Genomic DNA, 19133 nt, shown 5'->3' on the forward strand with positions numbered 1-19133 from the left:
AGAATCTGTTACACCCTCTATCTAATACCTTAACAATCAAATTAGCGACCATTATGCTTCCAAAAGTGTTTTGATGCGTTGACCATAATCGCTATCAGCTTTTAAGAAATGCTCAACCATTCTCAATTGCACATCTTCACTTGCTTGGCTCAATGTACCAGCAATGGTTTCAACTAAACGCTGCTTTTCTTCTTCACTAAAGATGCGGTACAAATTACCCGCCTGAGTATAGTCATCTTGGTCATAACGGCTATATCTTGCAGCCTCGCCATCAAGTCTTAGTGGCGGCTCAATAAATTGAGACGGCTCTTGAAGTGCTGCCGGAGCAGTGCTTGGGCCGTAATTGGCACTTGAATCTGCACCTGTTTGACTGCCGTTATATGGGCATTGTGTCCCTGCCATAGCCCCTGCACGTTGATGATGGTTAGCTTTAGCGGCATGAGGACAATTTACCGGTAATTGGTTGTAATTAGTTCCAATACGATAACGCTGAGCATCTGCATAAGAGAACAAGCGTGCTTGCAACATTTTATCAGGTGAAGCGCCGACACCAGGAACCAAGTTACTTGGTGCTAATGCAACTTGCTCAACTTCAGCGAAGTAGTTTTCTGGCATACGATTTAACTCAAGTTCACCAATTTCAATTAATGGGTAATCTGCATGTGGCCATACTTTGGTTAAATCAAACGGGTTAATAGCATAATTATTGGCGTCTGCTTCTGGCATGATCTGTACTTTTACAGCCCACTTAGGGAAGTTACCATCGGCGATAGCTGCAACCATGTCACGTTGCGATGAGTCAGGATCAATACCTTTTAAAATATCCGCTTGCTCTGCAGTTAAGTTCACTACACCTTGCTGTGATTTAAAGTGGAACTTGACCCAGTAACGCTCACCTTTGGCATTCCATAATGAGAAAGTATGTGAACCATAGCCGTGCATTTGACGGTAATTAGCTGGGATACCGCGATCTGACATTAAAATAGTCACTTGATGCATGGCTTCTGGGTTTAATGACCAGAAATCCCACATTGCTTGCGGATCTTTCAAATTAGTCTGCGGGTTACGCTTTTGGGTATGAATAAAGTCAGGGAATTTAATGCCGTCACGTAAGAAGAATGTCGGAGTGTTATTCCCCACAATGTCATGATTACCGCGGGCAGTATAAAAACGTAAACCAAAACCACGAGGATCACGCTCTGCATCGGCGCTACCCATCTCGCCGCCAACAGTTGAGAAGCGAATGAAGGTCTCAGTTTGCTTGCCCACACCATTAAAGTGATCAGCCAAGGTGAAATCACTTAGGTCTTTAGTTAAGGTAAAAGTACCATAAACACCGGTACCTTTTGCATGTACTACTCGCTCAGGAATACGCTCACGGTTAAAGTGGGCTAATTTTTCAATTAAGTGCCAATCTTGTAATAATAATGGACCACGCTCACCTGCTGATAATGAATTTTGGTCATCAGCTATTGGGGCACCATTTTGGCTAGTTAAGTAATTGTTATTATCCATTTGTTACTCCTGATTTGTGACATCTAGCCACTGCTCAATTAAATCAAATACTGTCGCCACGATATTTCTCCTGGCTGCGTTTCATTGAAATCATAATAACCGCAGCGAAAATAAAGTTAAAACGATTAAGATGAATTGCTACAATCTATTTTTACGATTCACTAGCAAAAAAAATGGCGAAGCATTCGCCTCACCATTTAATGATATTTAAATACAATTGAGTCATTACTGATCTCACACCAAATTAAGTGTAAATATTGCATCAATAGTTTACAAGCTGATTACCTGTGCAACTAGAAGGCAACTATATACGTAGATAAAACGACAAATACTCTCCACCAAAGAAAAAGTAAAGGGTTTATTCTGCGCTAGCTTCAGGTTCTTTATACAGTTTTACTAAATAATAAATATCAATCAATACAATAAAAAAATTCACTAATGCCACTGGGATGGCATCTATCGCCAAACCATAGGCGACAAAAAGCGCGGCACCAATAAGGTTCCACCAGCGTAATTTTTTTATATTAGCCATCATTAATGAAATAGCCACCACGGCAGAGGCTAAATAACCCACCCATTCCCATACTGTTGCAGCATCCATTGACGATTCCTTTTAAGGGCTTTTATTCAGTGTAGTTAATAATTCACTGTTAAGTGCTGGCTTTTCTTGCCACAACCGCTGCAGTCATTCGAGAAATACAACACAACTCACCAGCAGAATTATTGATTAGCACTTCCCATACTGAGCTACGTTTACCAATATGCACCGCTCTTGCCGTCGCAATTAACTCACCATTACGTGACGCCTTTACGTGATTGGCATTAATCTCTTGGCCAACACAATAAAAATGCTTAAAGTCGACCACAAAGTTCGCCGCATAACTGGCAACGGTTTCGGCCAGTGCCACATTAGCGCCGCCATGAACTATGCCTAAAGGGTTATGTACTGAAGGGTTAGCTGGCATAGTCGCCACCATATAATCTGCGCCAATTTCAGTGATTTTAATACCAAGGGTTTTCATTAATGTGCCCTTCCCATGGAGCCCACTATCCATTTTAGCGCAATCTTCAAGGGTGACTTCTCTAAACCAAATACTCATTTATCAACTTCCAGTAATACGTAATTAATTCAGTCTACTGCCAAGCTATTTAACTTTAAAGGATTTCCATAAAAAAGGGATGGCAGCTGCCATCCCTTTTTAAACTTCGTTTTAATTTTTTAGGTTAACACTACTAAAAAATAGCTACGATTGGGTCTGAACATAATGTTGTGTCTGTTTCACAGATTTTATAAGTCACCTCTGCTGGTGCATTAGTGAAACGATCTCGGTAACGGCCATCATTCGACGTTGTTGATACCATTACATCATCACGGTAAATATTAACACTTTCACCGTTTGCACCGCTCCATGATAAGTCCACCGCCGCACTACCACGACGTGAAACCATAGTACGTGTAACTGCAGCGTCTATGCTGTAATCAAATACTTCGATATCCATAGCAGTTGTATCAGTTAAACCTTCACTGTCTGTTACCACCAATGTCACAGAGTAAATTCCACCTGCCGCATAAGCGTATGTAGGATTCATATCTGAAGAGGTAGAACCGTCACCAAAGCTCCATTCATAGCTAACAATGTCATCATTAACGTCTGAACTTAAGTCGGTAAAATCAACCGTTAAGCCATCAATAGCATATTCAAAGCCTGCCACTGGTGCTGTAGGACTCGCATCCCCCAGAGCCGATAAAAGTAAGCCCCAATGATTTAATGAGCCACTATCTCCACCCGCTAAATCACTAACCGTTAATGTCCAAGTACCCAATGCTATTTCACCATTGAATTGCTCAGTTGCCCATGTCTGTACAATATCATCAGCACTGCCACCAGTTTGATTGTGCAACATAGCTTCTGTGCCATTTGGTGATGTTAGTGTTACGACTAAATCTCCTATCCATGTATGGGTAATATCAACATTCACATCAAGGCCAAAGATTTGTAATTCATCCCCGATTTCAATGGTGCTGGTGATAGTAGTATTATCCGAAATATCCACAGGAGTATCATTGCTATAACCAAAATCATTCAATCCCGCAGGATAGACTTCTAGGCTAACAGCTTTACTTTTCGAAGTGATGCCGTCATCAGCATGAACGGTAATGACATAATCTCCCCAAATAGCAGACTCAAGCGTCGCAACATCAAGCGTAAAACTGTCACCGACTACTGCAGTGTTAGCAGAAAGACTAATGCCTTCTAATGCTGGTGATACATCAAATGACAGCGCGACTTGATCATCCCAACCAGCAATACTGCCCAGACTAAAGTCATAACTAACGGCACTGCCAGCTTCAACTGATTGTGAAGATGGCGTGACACTTAACGCAAATGATGGATCTGGATCTGCATCTGCCAGTGCGTTTGCGACATTTAAACGTGTTCCAGCCACTGTTAGGCCAGTCAATGCTGCATTAGCATCACCAGAATCCATTAGTAACTGCTTCATAGTGACAGGGTCAATATCAGGTGCTATTGACCACACAAGTGCTGCAGCGCCGGTGATATGTGGTGTAGCCATTGAAGTACCTGAATAGGTACCATAACTATTTCCAGGAAGGGTTGATAAAATCGCAGAACCAGGCGCGCCCATATCGACACTTGTTAATCCCCATTGAGAAAAACTAGACATATCGTCATTGTGATCGGTACTGGCAATCGACAAAACAACATCAGAGTCATAACTTGATGGATAGTGTGGATTTGCATCATTATCAACAGCGCTATTACCTGCTGCTGCAACAAATAAAATTCCTTCATCACCAGCCGATTCAATAGAATCTTTTAATGCTTGGCTAAATCCGCCGCCGCCCCAAGAATTATTGGTCGCTTTAACATCAACACCATGGTTCACTTTTAAATTAGTGAAATAATCAATACAAGCTATCGCAGCTTCTGTAGAGCCTGTTCCACTATCACTTAAAAATTTACAACCAATGATAGTGACATCCCAGTTAACCCCAACAACACCTACGCCATCATTACCTTGTGCGCCAATAGTTCCTGAGACATGGGTACCATGACCATTGCCATCCATTGGATCACCAGTTCCGGTAATAGCGTTAAAGCCGTTAACATCATCAATGACACCATTGTTATCATCATCAATACCATTTCCGGGTATTTCATTAGGGTTAACCCAAAGGTTTGCAACTAGATCTGGATGATTATAATCAACACCAGTATCAATTACGCCAATAACCACATTTTCACTACCTGTAGTAGTGTCCCAAGCGGTAACGGCATCGATATCAGCACCAGAAACACCACCAGTTTGACCGGTATTATTTAAGCCCCATAACTCCACGAAATTTGGATCGTCTGGCATACCAATTGCCGTATAAGTATAATTAGGTTCGGCATATTTTACTGCTGGATGCTTACTAATTAACTTAATTGCACTTTCAACATTACTACCGCTTTTAAGTGATAACTTAGCCAATCGTCCAGATAATAGGTATTTAAACTTATCATCTATACCATCAGCATTTTTATCTGTGACTGTTCCTGCGACTAGATTTTGCGCTGACAACCGTTCAAAGATTGACACATTTTCTTTATAAACAACGAGAATTTCATCTTTTTTATACTTTACACTTTCTTGAGCAATAACAGGGCTTGCGTTTAACGCAAATAGAGATGTTACTGCTAATGCAATTGGGGACATTTTGTTAATCATGATGTGGCTTCCTATCTTCCATTAATAATTCCCGGAACCGGTAATGCAGCACCTGTAGCTTTTCCATTAGCTATTTTTAAAAGCGAGTTGATTTTCCACGAAGTGAAACCCGGAATTTGTTGTTGCCATCAAATTGTTGCCACAAGCTGTATAACAATAAAAGCACTGAAACTTTAATTAGTAAGTAACTACTAGGCTTATTCGACTAGTCAATATTAGTGGTAAGCGAAAATAGCCAAATATAAGCATGATATTCAGTAACTTAAACCTTTGTAGCACTAAAGGTTTAATCTTAATCCCCTAAAAAAACTAACCTTTTATACGATTGAGAAAAATCAATGGGCACCGTAAGTTAATCTTGTAACGCGCTGCATCAGCAGAATCATTTGAAATTCTACCAACCTAAAACCAAACAGTTTTAGGGTTAATAATCATAAACTTAAAAGCAAACCCTGCTCTTAAGTTATTGGTGTTTATTGAGGGTTTATAGTGCTTCAAATACTGTTAGATCTTTAAAAGTTCACGCTGAAGTTACTTCTTGATCGCATATTAGTACTCAGTTACCTAAAGCTAAATTATGCACTTTGGCGACACAATGAGTTAACTAGGAAGCGAAATACTTTATCAAACGATTATTTTCTAATAATCAGATAAATCTATATTTAAACAGGGAGCGTAGAATGAAATCGCAAAAGAAATTATCGTTAGTATCACTTGCTATTGCAGCAAGCTTAGCATTACCCGTTTCAGCAGCAGGACTTTCATTACCAGAGGTGACAGCTGCAGAGAAATCGGCATTCGCTTCGAATACTAACGCAACAGTAACTCAAACGGGCATGGAGCAGGATGCCACAGTAAGCCAAACTGGCACGCGTCATATTTCAACCGTGACACAAATTGGTGATTTACAGTTTGCCGAGGTAACCCAGCAAGGGGACTGGCAAGAATCTTATATTAGCTCTGAAGGTAATGGAAACTCTGTCATTACTAACCAGGTTGATGATTGGCATATTTCAAACGTTGGCATCATAGGTGACCAAAACCAAGTTACTATTCAGCAGGCTGACTTTTATAACACTAGTGACGTATCGCTAACGGGTAATAGTAACACTGCTGATGTTATTCAAGATGGAGCTCAAAACGAAAGTATCATCGAAGTTATTGGTAATGAAAACGCTGCAGAAGTAACCCAGTACGGTGCGATTAACTTAGCGGTATTCGCTGTTGAAGGTAATAGTAATAGTGCAACCATAATGCAAGATGGTGTAAATAACCAAGCAGGTATCGTTTCCGATTCAGGCAGCCTAAATGCTGGCGATGGTAATGAACTATTTGTAAACCAACTTGGTGATAACAACTTTGGTGCTGCTTTAGGTGTATTTGGTGATAATAATACATTCGATTTTAGCCAAACAGGCGATGATAACACTGCTGTAGTAGCAAGCTTATCAGGCTCTTTAAATGATATTACTATCGACCAAACTGGCATTAATAACGGCGCAACAATAGAGTTTTCTTTTGGAGACGATAATGACGTTACTATTAGTCAAGATGGTTTTGGTAACCAAGTGGGCGGCGCTAATATTGCTATTTTAAATGGCTCGCTTAACGATATTGAAGTCGTACAAACTGGTGATGCCAATTTAACTGAGTTTATTGTTTATGGTGATGAGAATGTTATATCTGTAGATCAAAGTGGTGCAGATAACTACACTGCTTTTGTAGCTGATGGCTTCTATAATGAGGTCACTATCACTTCCTCAGGTGAACTTAACTTTGCATATTCAGAAACCGTTGGAGATAACAATACAGTTGATATGAGCCAAACAGGCAATGATAACGAAGCCGTTATTTCAAATGTCGGTTCAAATCAGACTGTTGATATCAGCCAAGAAGGTGATTTTAACTTAACTGATATAGTCGCCTTTGGTGATGACCACTCAATTACCGTTTCTCAGCTAGGCGACGGTAACTGGGTTGGTGGAGATGATGGTTACTTTGCAATTGATGGTACTATGAATACATTAAATGTAACCCAAATTGGTAATGATAATACGGTTACAGGCATGCAAATTGGCACTAATGATATTGCCACTGTAGTCCAAACCGGAAACTTTAATTCTGCAGCAATTTACCAGAATTAATTTATAGAAAATTTTCTTACTGAATATAGGGAGCACATTGCTCCCTATATATTTACTTTAATATCTCCTCCACTGGCAAAGCTTATTGTTTTCATTACGTTAAGCGAATTCTGTGCAATTTTATGACATAAGCTCATAAATTAATTTTACACGATGAAATAATTGCCGAAACAAACAAAAAAACCAGTTACAACTAGCAACTGGCTTAATAACATCTCTAAATTATTTTAAAGCGGGTAAATAACCTAAGTTAAGCGAACTCAAAATGGGCTTGATAAGTTTGTGCCCAACGCAGTAACTCGACCCGATTGCGAGATTGGGTTTTCCTAAAGATGGAAGAGATATGTGCCTTTACCGTGTGCTCACTAATGCAAAGCCTGTGGGCTATTTCTTTATTCCTTGCACCGCTTGAAACTAGCTGAATAATGGTTCTTTCACGATTAGTGAGCATTTGCAGCATTGCGATAGTATCTGGGGGGATTTCTGTATTAGCATCAAGTTTTTGTACTAGTCGGCGGAAAATTTTGCTAATTAGCGGTCGATCATACCAAAGCTCATCAGCTACCATTTTACGTAACCCGGTCAACATTAAATCCATACGTTGGTCGGCATAAAGTAAGCCTCTTACACCTAACAATAGTGCAGACTCCTGATCTAACGAGCCCCGTTCAACTTGATATAAAGCGACAGGGACATGATTAACTAGCCGTGATACCAACAGCGGAATGCCTTTGCTATCCAGCGCGGCCCCCTTTTGGGCGATCAAATAGAAACAATTAGTATTATGTTCTACTTCAAGTTCACTAGGGTGTTTCACTACCCTGGTTTTTAACCCTATCGACTCAGCTAAAATAGCCAAGTTGCAAGGCGCTGCAACCTGGTGTAAGAAGACTAATTCATCAATATTCGAATTCATCACTTTTCTCCCTGAAAAGTATTCTGTATCTCTCGGCTATACGAGTTTCTTCCTGAAACATTGATAACATAATAACAACATAATGCAATAATAGTACATTTTAACTAGCCCATAAGGCATTTTAACTAGTCTATAAAGTATTTCTGCAATACTTAAGTACTCATTAATAGATTAAGTGCTCGCAAACCAAGCCGTTACCAAAAATAAAACAAGTAAAAATAAACTTAACAGTCACAAGATCTATAAATGTAGCTGATTAAAGTGATGCTAACTGCTTATTATGTACCTTTGTGAGCAAGACTAATGCACTAATACCACCTATAAGTGCCATAAACATATCTGACTGTGTATCCCACACATAGCCTTGAGTGCCTAAAAACGCCTCCGCATTCTCACCTGTTGCAGCTGCAACCCACCACTCAATAAGTTCGTAAAAAGCAGAAAATGCCAATACAAAACAAACTGATAGAAACTGACACCAATAGCCCGGTTGTAAGACGTGATTTCTTAGCATCACCTCTCTTGCCAGTATGACCGGAATAAACCCCTGAGCAAGATGGCCGATTTTGTCATAATTATTACGTTCGCTACCCATCACATCAGCCAACCAATCAAACAGTGGTACTTCGGCATAGGTATATTTAGCTCCGACCATGAGCACGCAGCAATGTAACAAAATCAATAAGTAAGCTAAGGGTGTTAGGGGGAATTTATTACGGGTAAAAAATAAGATGGGTAAGGCGATTAATGCTGGCAGTGCTTCTAACCACCAAGTAAACATATCTTTAGGTGAACTCACCGACCAAACGAGCACGACAGCAAAAATAACCACCCATATAACTTTCTTATTCACTATACATTCCCTTTAGATGATATTGTTCTAAACCAAGATCACAGTCTTTAGCCATCTAGCCCTCTACAATGGCAATAAATAATGCTATTTTGGTTGCGCATTAATGTCAGCATAACATAAGCATAACTATTGATAAGAGGGTACCCACACCATGGCAAAACACTCGCTTGACAAGGATAAGATTAAAATCCTGCTGTTGGAGGGCGTCCACCAAACTGCAGTCGATGTACTTAAGCGTGCAGGTTATACCAATATTGAATATCACAAAGCTTCCCTTCCTGAAGACCAGTTGCTGCGCTCAATTAAAGATGCTCACTTTGTCGGCCTGCGCTCGCGCACCCAATTAACCGCTGAAGTGTTGAACCATGCTGAAAAACTAGTCGCGATTGGCTGTTTCTGTATTGGTACTAACCAAGTTGATATTGCCGCTGCTGAGAAGTTAGGCGTACCCGTTTTTAATGCGCCATTCTCAAACACTCGCAGTGTTGCTGAGCTAGTGTTAGGTGAGATCATCATGCTGATGCGCGGTATTCCTCAGCGTAACGCCCTTGCCCACCGTGGCGGTTGGTTAAAAAGTGCCAATGGTAGCTATGAAGTGCGCGGTAAAACCTTAGGGGTCATTGGTTACGGCCATATAGGTACTCAGCTGGGTATTTTGGCTGAAACCCTCGGTATGCGGGTGGTATTTTTCGATATTGAAGACAAGTTGCCACTGGGTAATGCCAGCCAAATCCATTCAATGGAAACACTATTGAATGAAGCAGACGTTATCAGCTTGCATGTACCAGAAACTGCGCAAACTAAAAATATGATTGGTGCGACAGAGTTTGAACAAATGCGTTCAAAAAGCTTTTTTATCAATGCATCACGGGGCACTGTGGTTGATATTGATGCGCTTTCTGATGCCCTAAAGTCAGGCCATATTGCAGGCGCTGCAATTGATGTATTCCCAGTTGAGCCTAAGTCAAATGATGACGAATTTATTAGCCCACTACGTGGACAAGATAACGTCATTATTACCCCGCATATTGGTGGTAGTACTGCTGAAGCTCAAGAAAATATCGGTATTGAAGTCGCGGGTAAGCTGGCTAAATATTCTGATAATGGCTCAACTGTGTCTGCGGTTAACTTCCCTGAAGTGTCATTGCCACAACATAAAGGCACCTCGCGCTTATTGCATGTTCACCACAACCGTCCAGGTGTGTTGATTAAAATTAACCAAGCGTTTTCAGAAAAAGGCATTAACATTGCTGCGCAATATCTACAAACGACTGCAGATATTGGTTACGTGGTCATGGAAGTCAATTCAAACCAAGCCGAACAAGCGCTGGGCGAGTTAAAAGCAATTGAAGGTACTATTCGTACCCGCGTATTGTTTTAATTCAAGCTAAGTCGGTGAACGATTTAACCTTAGGCTTATCTCGCAGTTAAATTGTGAATTAAAGCTATCTTCAATTAATTGAAGATAGCTTTTTCTTTTGAGCCTCACTGAATTCCGTTACACTCAAAGCTTATCTTTGTTGCTCACCTTAGGGATCATTTTATGACACTCGCAACCACACAGCCAAACTGGGATTACTTAACTTCAACGCCCGACTTACTGGTTTCAAACTTAAGCCACTTAGGTTTAATTGAAGTGACCGGTGAGCAAGGTAAAACCTTTATTCACGGCCAAGTCACTACCGATATCGTATCGCTGACAGAAACTCAGTGGCGCTGGGGCGCCCATTGCGATCCTAAGGGTAAGATGATTGCTAGCTTTAGAACCTACACAATTGCTGAAAGCCTTTTTATTTTAATGCCAGCATCAGTATTACCGCTAAGTTTGGCCTCATGGCAGAAATATGCGGTGTTCAGTAAAGCGGAATTAACTGATGTCACTGCTAAGCAAGTTATTTTAGGCTTTGCTGGTACGAAGGCTGCAGAGTTTATTGAGCAGCAATTTGGACGGATTGAACATGAAGTTACTCACGCTGAAGGCGCTATTATTTTAAAAGATGCTGAGCGCTTCATAGTGATTACATCAGCTGAAAAAGCGCAGCAATTAGTCACAGCTTCAAATCAACCACTATCTAGCCACCAAGCTTGGCAAGCATTAGAAATTCAAGCCGGTTACGCCAATATTGACGACAACCACAGCAGTGAGTTTGTACCACAAATGTGTAATATACAGGCGGTAAACGGTATTAGTTTTGAAAAAGGCTGCTACATGGGCCAAGAAACCATTGCCAGAATGAAGTACCGCGGTGGTAATAAACGCGCCCTGTATATTCTATCCGGTAGTGCCTCTGAAACTGTCAGCAGTGAAACTCAAATTGAAATTGCCTCAGAAGATGGCTTTCTTCGAGCGGGTAAAGTTATCGAAGCGGTTGAATTTAATGGCCAAGTGCTATTAACCGCAGTATTGGCTAACGATACGCCAAATGATGCAAAACTAAGAGTAAAAAATGACAACCAAAGTGAGCTAGTGGTGAAGCCGCTACCTTATTCGTTAGAAGATTAACTTAAACGGTTATATGGGTTAAAGCCAACAAAGGCTACTAACCGTAACATTAAATAAAGGCTGATGGATGAGGTTACTTCTCATTCTTCAGCCTTTTTTATTATTTCAAAATCAACATATAAACGGGTTATTTCAATGAAAAGTCGATCTAAGTAATTTTATTTGTCGTATGATGATGTAATTACAAGTAATACCAGAGACGCTAATGACAGCAGTGATCACCCAACTATCGCAAGTATCCAAAGGCTTTAACGATGGCGATAGACTCCATCAGGTGCTTAACTGTGTCGATTTATCCCTGCATCGTGGTGATACCATTGCGCTAACCGGCCCCAGCGGCACGGGCAAAAGCACCCTACTTAATATCATTTCCGGTTTTGAGAAAATTGATTCTGGTCAGTTACAACTCATGAACCAACAAGCAGCGCAGTGGCAAGATAGTCAATGGAGCCAGTTTAGGCGCGCCCAACTTGGTATTGTCTTCCAACAATTCAACTTACTCACCCCGCTTAATGTTATCAATAATATCCGTTTTGTATTACAGCTTAATAATCAAAAGTGGAGTGATTGGGGCGATGAGCTTATTACGCAGCTTGGGATTAGTGACATTTTAACAAGACCTGTTGAAACCTTATCGGGTGGTCAGCAGCAACGCGTTGCCATTGCCAGAGCGTTAATCCACAAACCGGCATTATTACTAGCAGACGAGCCAACCGGTAATTTAGATGAAGCTGCAGGTCAGCAAGTAATGGAGCTAATGTGCCAGCTTACCATGGCTGCAAATACCACGGTGTTGATGGTAACCCACAGTGAAACCTGTGCGGGCTATATGAAACGCAGGTGGCATTTAGAAAAAGGCCATATTCATGAGTAATCAGGCTCAAGACATCACTGTCAAACAATGGCTGTTGTCACTAAAAATCTTCTTTGCCCACTACCGCCATTCGCCATTACAAGCTGGTGCCATTCTTCTCGGTATCCTCCTCGCAGTCACCTTGCTAATAGGCGTCAAGTCTACCAATGAAAATGCAGTAAGAAGTTACAGCGAAGCCACCGAACTATTAAGTCAACGGGCAAGCTTGCTGATCACCCCAGCCGCAGGGCAACAACTCATTAATGAGCAGGTCTATTTCCGATTGCGTCAAAGCGGGATCAGTAATGCTTTAGCTGTGATTAATGGCCTTGCAGTCGACGATAAGGGGCGGCGCTGGCAAATTCAAGGCAGCGATTTATTTGCTGCAGTTAACTTACAAAACCATTCATCTGAAGCTCAAACGAATACCAACAGCAAAACGCCCATTAATATTCCACTGGATAAGCTATTAGCAGGCAGCAATGTGTTGTTAATGAGCCAATCCCTAGCGGATAACATAGCAAAAGACGGGTGGTTTTATTTACAAAACCCACAAGATAAAGCCGCTAACACTATCAAGCTCGAAGTGATCAGTGTCGATGATGATTATGGCTTAGGTAATGCCATTGTCGCTGATATCTCTTTAGCGCAAATCCTATTAGACCAACCCAATAAGCTGTCTTATATTGCTTTGTTTGATCCTGCTGAGCCACTGATTGAGCAAATCAATAGTCAAAATCTATTACAGCAACAGGCGAGTATTACAGAACAAGATCAAGGCCAGGCGCTACAAGAGCTTACCCGTAGTTTTCACTTAAACCTTAACGCCATGAGTATGCTGGCTTTTGTGGTAGGGCTATTTATCGCTTATAACGGCGTGCGCTACAGTTTGATGAAGCGGCAAAAATTATTAGTACAATTACTGCAATTAGGGATTAATAAGCATAATGTGATGCTAGCACTGGTCGCTGAGCTCATTGTGCTGGTGATCATTGGTGCAAGCTTAGGCTTTATTCTGGGGCTGCAACTCAGCGTCTGGCTACAACCTATGGTCGCCATGACACTAGAGCAGCTTTATGGCGCTCGGCTAATGCCCGGCAACTGGCAATGGCAGTGGTTTGCCCAAGCCATAGTGTTAACCTTGTTTGCCGGTTTACTCGCCTGCCTGCCACTGTATCGACAATTAACGCAACAACCCCTCGCCCGAGCTGGCACCAAACATAATCAAGCAAGCAGTTTGCTGGTCACCCAACGCTGGTTGTTTGCCATCGCGATAGTGGCATTAACCATTTGCGCTGCACTGTTTCCGTTTACTGAGCAATATCAATTTAGCCTCGCACTGATGGGGATTGTTATTGTCGCTATCCCACTATTGCTGCCATTAACACTGCATTATGTCAGTAGTAGTTTGGCTAAGTATTTTCCGGCAGGATTATGGCAATACATGATGGCAGAAACCAAAGAGTTAATCGGGCCGTTATCGTTAGCCATGATGGCGATGCTATTGGCGCTAACCGCGAACATTTCGATGAATACCCTAGTGGGCAGTTTTGAAGTTACCTTAAAAACCTGGCTTGAAAGCCGCCTTCATGCAGATTTATACATGCGCCCGTCAAGCGAAAACATCACTGATATTGCGTCTTTCTTAGAGAAGCAGCCTAAGGTCACTGGTATATATTCACAGTGGACAGTAAATAGCAGTTATCAAAATATGCCCGTTGAACTTGTGAGTCGCGATTTGTATTCAACTAAGATTGTCAGTTCGCTAAAACAGCAATCAGATGACTTCTGGGCTGAATTTACTCAGGGTAATCAGTTGATGATAAGTGAGCCCATTGCGATTAAATACAAGTTACAAATTGGCGATAGCTTTACATTGCCAATCATGTCAGCAAAAACGAATCAACACCCCGTGACCATTGGCGCTATCTTCTTTGATTATGGTAACCCTAAGGGTCAGGTCGTAATTGGTAATACACTATGGCAACAATTACAATTGCCTAAACAAGCTAAAAGTATCGCTGCCAGCTATGATGGCGATATAAACGAGCTTGAACAATCACTCGTTAATAGCAAGCTAATTTCAACAGCGCAAATGTATAACCAAGCCAAAATTAAGCAGCAAGCCATAGCCATGTTTAAGCAAACCTTTTCTATCACCATGGTGCTCAATAGCCTCACCTTAATGGTGGCTGCCATTGGATTATTCAGTGCATGCTTAATGCTAACCCAAGCCAGACAAGCACCACTAGCCAAACTATATGCCCTTGGGGTGAGCAAAGCACGCTTGCGATTTATGATGTTCATTCAAATGCAGTTTATTGTATTACTCACCTGTTTAGTGGCGCTGCCAACAGGTGCTGTACTGGGTTACTTACTTATCAACAAAGTCACTTTACAAGCCTTTGGTTGGAGTATTGCCATGCTATGGGATTGGCAAGCTTATGCCCGAGTGGTGTTAATTGCGCTGTCTACCAGCGCCGTTGCCATCGCGATCCCACTTTACTGGCAAACCCGTAAATCACTTATTCATAACCTTCAGCAAGAGGCTTTATAATGTATAACGCCCCGATAACCAGCGCCAACATAAAGCGACAGATTGACCCAGTGCTAAAGCTACGACAGTCAGCTTTTATCGCAATATGGTTACTGTTAGCTTGTCTGAGCCAAATGGGTTGTCAGCCTAATTCAACAGCAGAGTCAGATAACAAAGCCAGTATGGGCAGCCTATTAACGCAAGACGCTGACAGCCTTGAGCAATACGCCAAAGTACTGCCAGATCATCAACTCAATTTCCCGCGAGATCATTTAAGCCATGATAAATTTAGGCAAGAGTGGTGGTATTTAACGGCCAATATGACCACTGAGGCGGGTGAAGAGCTAGGGCTTCAATGGACTCAATTCAGAATTGCGCTGTCTGCTGCTGATACTGCCGCGCCAAACAACTGGGCTACTAATCAAATGTTTATGTCACACGCTGCATTAACCTCAGCATCCAAGCATCAAGCCAAAGAGAAATGGTCTCGCGCCCATCCACAACTGGCCCATGTTAGTCCTAACCCTCTCACCATCGCGTTAGATGATTGGCAGTGGCGCAGTGAAACAAATGCGTTATTTTCGGCAAATTTAACGGTTAACACTGAAAAATTTGGCTACCAATTATCATTAACCAGTAACGCGCCAATGAACCTACAAGGCGATAACGGCTACAGTATTAAAAGCCCTAACGGCGAAGTTGCTTCTTACTATTACAGCCAGCCTTTTATTGATTTAACAGGTTCTATTAACCGTGATGGTAAAACTGAAATAGTCACAGGAAAGGCTTGGCTTGATAGGGAGTGGAGCTCGCAATTCCTTACTAAAAGCCAGCAAGGCTGGGACTGGTTTTCTATTCGCCTAGATGATGGCTCTGCGCTAATGCTTTTTCAACTAAGAAACAGTAATAGTGAGGCCTTTTTTAGTGCCCGCAGAATGTTTTTCGACGGTAACGGCAGAAATATTAATAGTAAGTCACACCCAAACGACATAAAAGTTACCCCGCTTAGCTGGCAACAAACTGACAGTGGTCGCTATCCAATTAGTTGGCAGGTTAGCATTACTAGCGAAGATATTGATGTCACCGTTAAAGCACTTAACCCCAACAGTGATATGCCACTGACAATCTCTTATTGGGAAGGCCCGATCAGCGTATCAGGCAGTCATTCTGGTAATGGATATATGGAGCTAACGGGCTATTAGCACCATTGATGTTCAAAGTCAATTTTGCCTCTTCCTCGCTTTTTAAAGCCTATAGAAGCTGCTACTTCTATAGGACGGATTTTTCTATATCTGTCCTATACTTTTACCATTAACTATCAATAATCCGTAAGAATTAAATTTACATTTGCTAATTAAGTAATTGAGCAAATTGAAAAACGTGCTTTAGATCACACTTACTAGTGTGATCTACAGCAATAAACAGCCCGTATACTCAGTCTGGGGTATACCCATGAAAAATGCGCGGTTTAGACTCAATGATAGTTAAGTTTTTTGTTAATAAAAACCTTGGTAAATAAAAACAAAGATAGTTTTAAAAATACTGTCTACATACATTTAAGAGTGAGGAAACACCATGAGCATAAGCCGTCGCGAGTTTCTAAAAGCCAATGCAGCTACCGCAGCCGCTTCGGCAGTTGGACTTGCTTTACCAATAAAAATGGTTCAAGCAGAAGAGCAGTCTGCAGAAATAAAATGGGACAAAGCCCCTTGTCGTTTCTGTGGTGTGGGTTGTAGTGTTTTAGTGGGTACCAAAGGTGGCAAAGTTGTTGCGACTCAGGGCGACCCAGAAAGCCCTGTCAACAAAGGTCTTAACTGTGTTAAGGGCTACTTCCTCTCTAAAATTATGTACGGCAAAGACCGCCTTACGTCGCCATTATTAAGAATGAAAGATGGCAAGTATGACAAAGAAGGTGAATTTACCCCAGTAAGCTGGGATGTTGCCCTTGATACCATGGCTGACAAGTGGAAAGCCAGTATTGCCAAAAAAGGCCCTACATCGGTAGGTATGTTTGGCTCGGGCCAATGGACTATCTGGGAAGGCTACGCGGCATCTAAATTACACAAAGCGGGCTTCCTTACCAACAACATCGATCCTAATGCCCGTCACTGTATGGCATCTGCGGTAGGTGGATTCATGCGTACCTTTGGTATTGATGAGCCAATGGGTAGCTATGATGACTTCGAAGCTGCAGATCACTTCGTGCTTTGGGGCGCCAATATGGCAGAAATGCACCCTATTCTATGGTCACGCTTAACTGACCGTCGTTTAAGCCATGAAGGCAGTAAAGTCCATGTGTTATCGACATTTGAAAACCGCAGCTTCGAACTTGCCGACAACCCTATGGTATTTAAGCCGCAATCTGACTTAGTTATCTTGAACTTCATTGCCAATTATATCATCCAAAACGATGCGGTTAATAAAGACTTCGTCAGCAAGCATACTAACTTTGCAGAAGGTGTGACTGATATCGGTTACGGTCTTCGCCCTGAGCATCCTCTAGAGCAGAAAGCGAAAAACCCAGGTAACGGCAAATCTAAGCCTATCTCTTTTGAAGAATACGCAAAATTTGTCAGTACTTATACTGCTGAATACGCATCTGAAATGAGTGGCGTACCAGTTGAAAACCTTATCGAAATGGCAAAAGCGTATGCTGATCCTAACATCAAGATCATGAGCTTATGGACTATGGGTATTAACCAACATACTCGTGGTGTGTGGGCAAACAACATGCTTTATAACATTCACTTGTTAACAGGTAAAATTGCCACGCCAGGTAACAGCCCGTTCTCATTAACAGGTCAACCTTCAGCTTGTGGTACAGCACGTGAAGTGGGTACTTTCTCGCATCGTTTGCCTGCAGACATGGTTGTAGCAAACCCTAAACATCGCGCAATCACTGAAAAGTTATGGCAGCTACCTGAAGGCACGATTCCGCCAAAACCTGGCTACCATGCTGTACTTCAAAGCCGTATGCTGAAAGATGGCAAACTAAACTGTTACTGGACTATGTGCACCAATAACATGCAAGCAGGTCCAAACATTAACGATGAAATTTACCCAGGTTTCCGCAACCCAGAAAACTTCATTGTGGTATCAGACCCATACCCAACAGTGACAGCAACAGCTGCTGACTTGATTCTTCCTACTGCGATGTGGGTAGAAAAAGAAGGTGCTTACGGTAACGCTGAGCGCCGTACTCATATGTGGCATCAACAAGTTAAAGCCCCTGAAGGCGCTAAGTCTGACTTATGGCAGCTTGTTGAGTTCTCTAAGCGCTTCAAAGTTTCTGAAGTTTGGCCTGCAGAGTTAATTGCTAAAAAGCCTGAGTATGCAGAAAAAACCTTATATGACATCTTATTTGCTAACGGTGTCGTTGATAAATTCCCGTCATCAGAGTGTAAAGGTGACTACAACGATGAAAACGATGCATTCGGCTTCTACCTGCAAAAAGGGTTATTTGAAGAGTATGCTCAATTTGGTCGTGGACACGGTCATGATTTAGATGCATTTGACAACTATCATGAAAACCGCGGTAAACGTTGGCCTGTAGTCAATGGTACCGAGACGGTTCGTCGTTTCGTTGAAGGAAGCGACCCTTACGTTAAAGCTGGTGAAGGTTATAACTTCTACGGTAAACCTGATGGACGCGCGGTTATTTTTGCACTGCCATTTGAGCCCGCTGCTGAAGAGCCAAATGAAGAGTTTGACCTATGGATGTCTACAGGTCGCGTACTTGAGCATTGGCATACAGCAAGTATGACAGCTCGTGTACCAGAGCTGCATAAGTCTTACCCTGATGCACAGGTATTCATGCACCCTAAAGACGCGAGTAGTCGTGGCCTGAAAAATGGTGATGAAGTGAAAGTGATTTCTCCACGTGGTGAAGTGAAAACGCGTGTTGAAACTAAAGGCCGTAACAAGCCACCTGTCGGCGTGGTGTTTATGCCATTCTTTGATGCTAGACAGCTGGTCAACAAATTATTACTTGATGCTACTGATCCGTTATCGAAAGAAACAGATTTCAAGAAGTGTCCAGTGAAGATTGTTAAAGCCTAATTTGACTTACAGTGATGCT

The 19133-nt window shown here is 41.9% G+C and carries 13 protein-coding genes; 7 read left to right on the forward strand and 6 right to left on the reverse strand.

From position 1 onward, the window contains the following. Positions 1 to 51: 51 nt before the first annotated feature. The 4 genes from katB to AB4140_RS14445 all read right to left on the reverse strand — a co-directional run bounded on the left by katB (position 52) and on the right by AB4140_RS14445 (position 5250). A complete protein-coding gene (katB, locus tag AB4140_RS14430; protein WP_372001481.1) occupies positions 52 to 1515 on the reverse strand; it encodes a catalase KatB in 1464 nt (487 codons plus the stop codon). A gap of 358 nt (positions 1516 to 1873) precedes the next feature. Next, on the reverse strand, positions 1874 to 2116 hold the full coding sequence (locus AB4140_RS14435; RefSeq protein WP_102519414.1) for a YgjV family protein: 243 nt from the start codon (positions 2114 to 2116) through the stop codon (positions 1874 to 1876). 49 nt (positions 2117 to 2165) lie between these two features. Beyond that, complete coding sequence (locus AB4140_RS14440) at positions 2166 to 2615, reverse strand: PaaI family thioesterase (RefSeq protein ID WP_372001483.1); 450 nt, start codon at positions 2613 to 2615, stop codon at positions 2166 to 2168. Positions 2616 to 2748: 133 nt separating this feature from the next. Continuing rightward, complete coding sequence (locus AB4140_RS14445) at positions 2749 to 5250, reverse strand: S8 family serine peptidase (RefSeq protein WP_102519416.1); 2502 nt, start codon at positions 5248 to 5250, stop codon at positions 2749 to 2751. Positions 5251 to 5930: 680 nt separating this feature from the next. On the opposite strand from AB4140_RS14445, the gene AB4140_RS14450 reads away from it, so the two are divergent. Beyond that, on the forward strand, positions 5931 to 7394 hold the full coding sequence (locus AB4140_RS14450; RefSeq protein ID WP_102519417.1) for a curlin: 1464 nt from the start codon (positions 5931 to 5933) through the stop codon (positions 7392 to 7394). A 250-nt stretch (positions 7395 to 7644) separates the two neighbouring features. Here the strand turns inward: AB4140_RS14450 and AB4140_RS14455 are convergent, their stop codons facing one another. Further along, the gene (locus tag AB4140_RS14455) at positions 7645 to 8310 is read right to left on the reverse strand and encodes a response regulator transcription factor (protein ID WP_102436757.1); all 666 of its coding nucleotides are present in this window, start codon (positions 8308 to 8310) and stop codon (positions 7645 to 7647) included. A gap of 256 nt (positions 8311 to 8566) precedes the next feature. Continuing rightward, entirely contained in the window at positions 8567 to 9163 is a 597-nt protein-coding gene (locus AB4140_RS14460) for a DUF2238 domain-containing protein (protein WP_102436755.1), read from the reverse strand. A 151-nt stretch (positions 9164 to 9314) separates the two neighbouring features. Here AB4140_RS14460 and serA point away from each other — a divergent pair, with 151 nt between their 5' ends. The 6 genes from serA to napA all read left to right on the forward strand — a co-directional run bounded on the left by serA (position 9315) and on the right by napA (position 19114). Further along, complete coding sequence (gene serA, locus AB4140_RS14465) at positions 9315 to 10544, forward strand: phosphoglycerate dehydrogenase (RefSeq protein WP_102436753.1); 1230 nt, start codon at positions 9315 to 9317, stop codon at positions 10542 to 10544. A gap of 162 nt (positions 10545 to 10706) precedes the next feature. Further along, positions 10707 to 11666: a tRNA-modifying protein YgfZ gene (ygfZ, locus tag AB4140_RS14470; RefSeq protein WP_102475336.1), complete on the forward strand. Its 960-nt coding sequence runs from the start codon at positions 10707 to 10709 to the stop codon at positions 11664 to 11666. 205 nt (positions 11667 to 11871) lie between these two features. Further along, positions 11872 to 12540 carry an ABC transporter ATP-binding protein gene (locus tag AB4140_RS14475; protein WP_372001485.1) on the forward strand — a complete coding sequence of 223 codons (669 nt, stop codon included), beginning with the start codon at positions 11872 to 11874 and terminating at the stop codon, positions 12538 to 12540. Beyond that, positions 12533 to 15076 carry an ABC transporter permease gene (locus AB4140_RS14480; protein ID WP_102436747.1) on the forward strand — a complete coding sequence of 848 codons (2544 nt, stop codon included), beginning with the start codon at positions 12533 to 12535 and terminating at the stop codon, positions 15074 to 15076. Before AB4140_RS14475 ends, AB4140_RS14480 begins: the two co-directional genes overlap by 8 nt. Beyond that, positions 15076 to 16257: a lipocalin-like domain-containing protein gene (locus AB4140_RS14485; protein WP_372001487.1), complete on the forward strand. Its 1182-nt coding sequence runs from the start codon at positions 15076 to 15078 to the stop codon at positions 16255 to 16257. The genes AB4140_RS14480 and AB4140_RS14485 overlap by 1 nt, the downstream gene beginning before the upstream one ends. A 373-nt stretch (positions 16258 to 16630) precedes the next feature. Beyond that, positions 16631 to 19114, forward strand: coding sequence for a nitrate reductase catalytic subunit NapA (gene napA / locus AB4140_RS14490; protein ID WP_102436745.1), 2484 nt, complete (start codon positions 16631 to 16633; stop codon positions 19112 to 19114). The last annotated feature ends 19 nt before the right edge of the window (positions 19115 to 19133 follow it).

It is taken from the genome of Shewanella sp. 10N.286.51.B2 (genome assembly GCF_041469265.1).
In the GTDB taxonomy this organism is placed as follows: Bacteria; Pseudomonadota; Gammaproteobacteria; order Enterobacterales; family Shewanellaceae; genus Shewanella.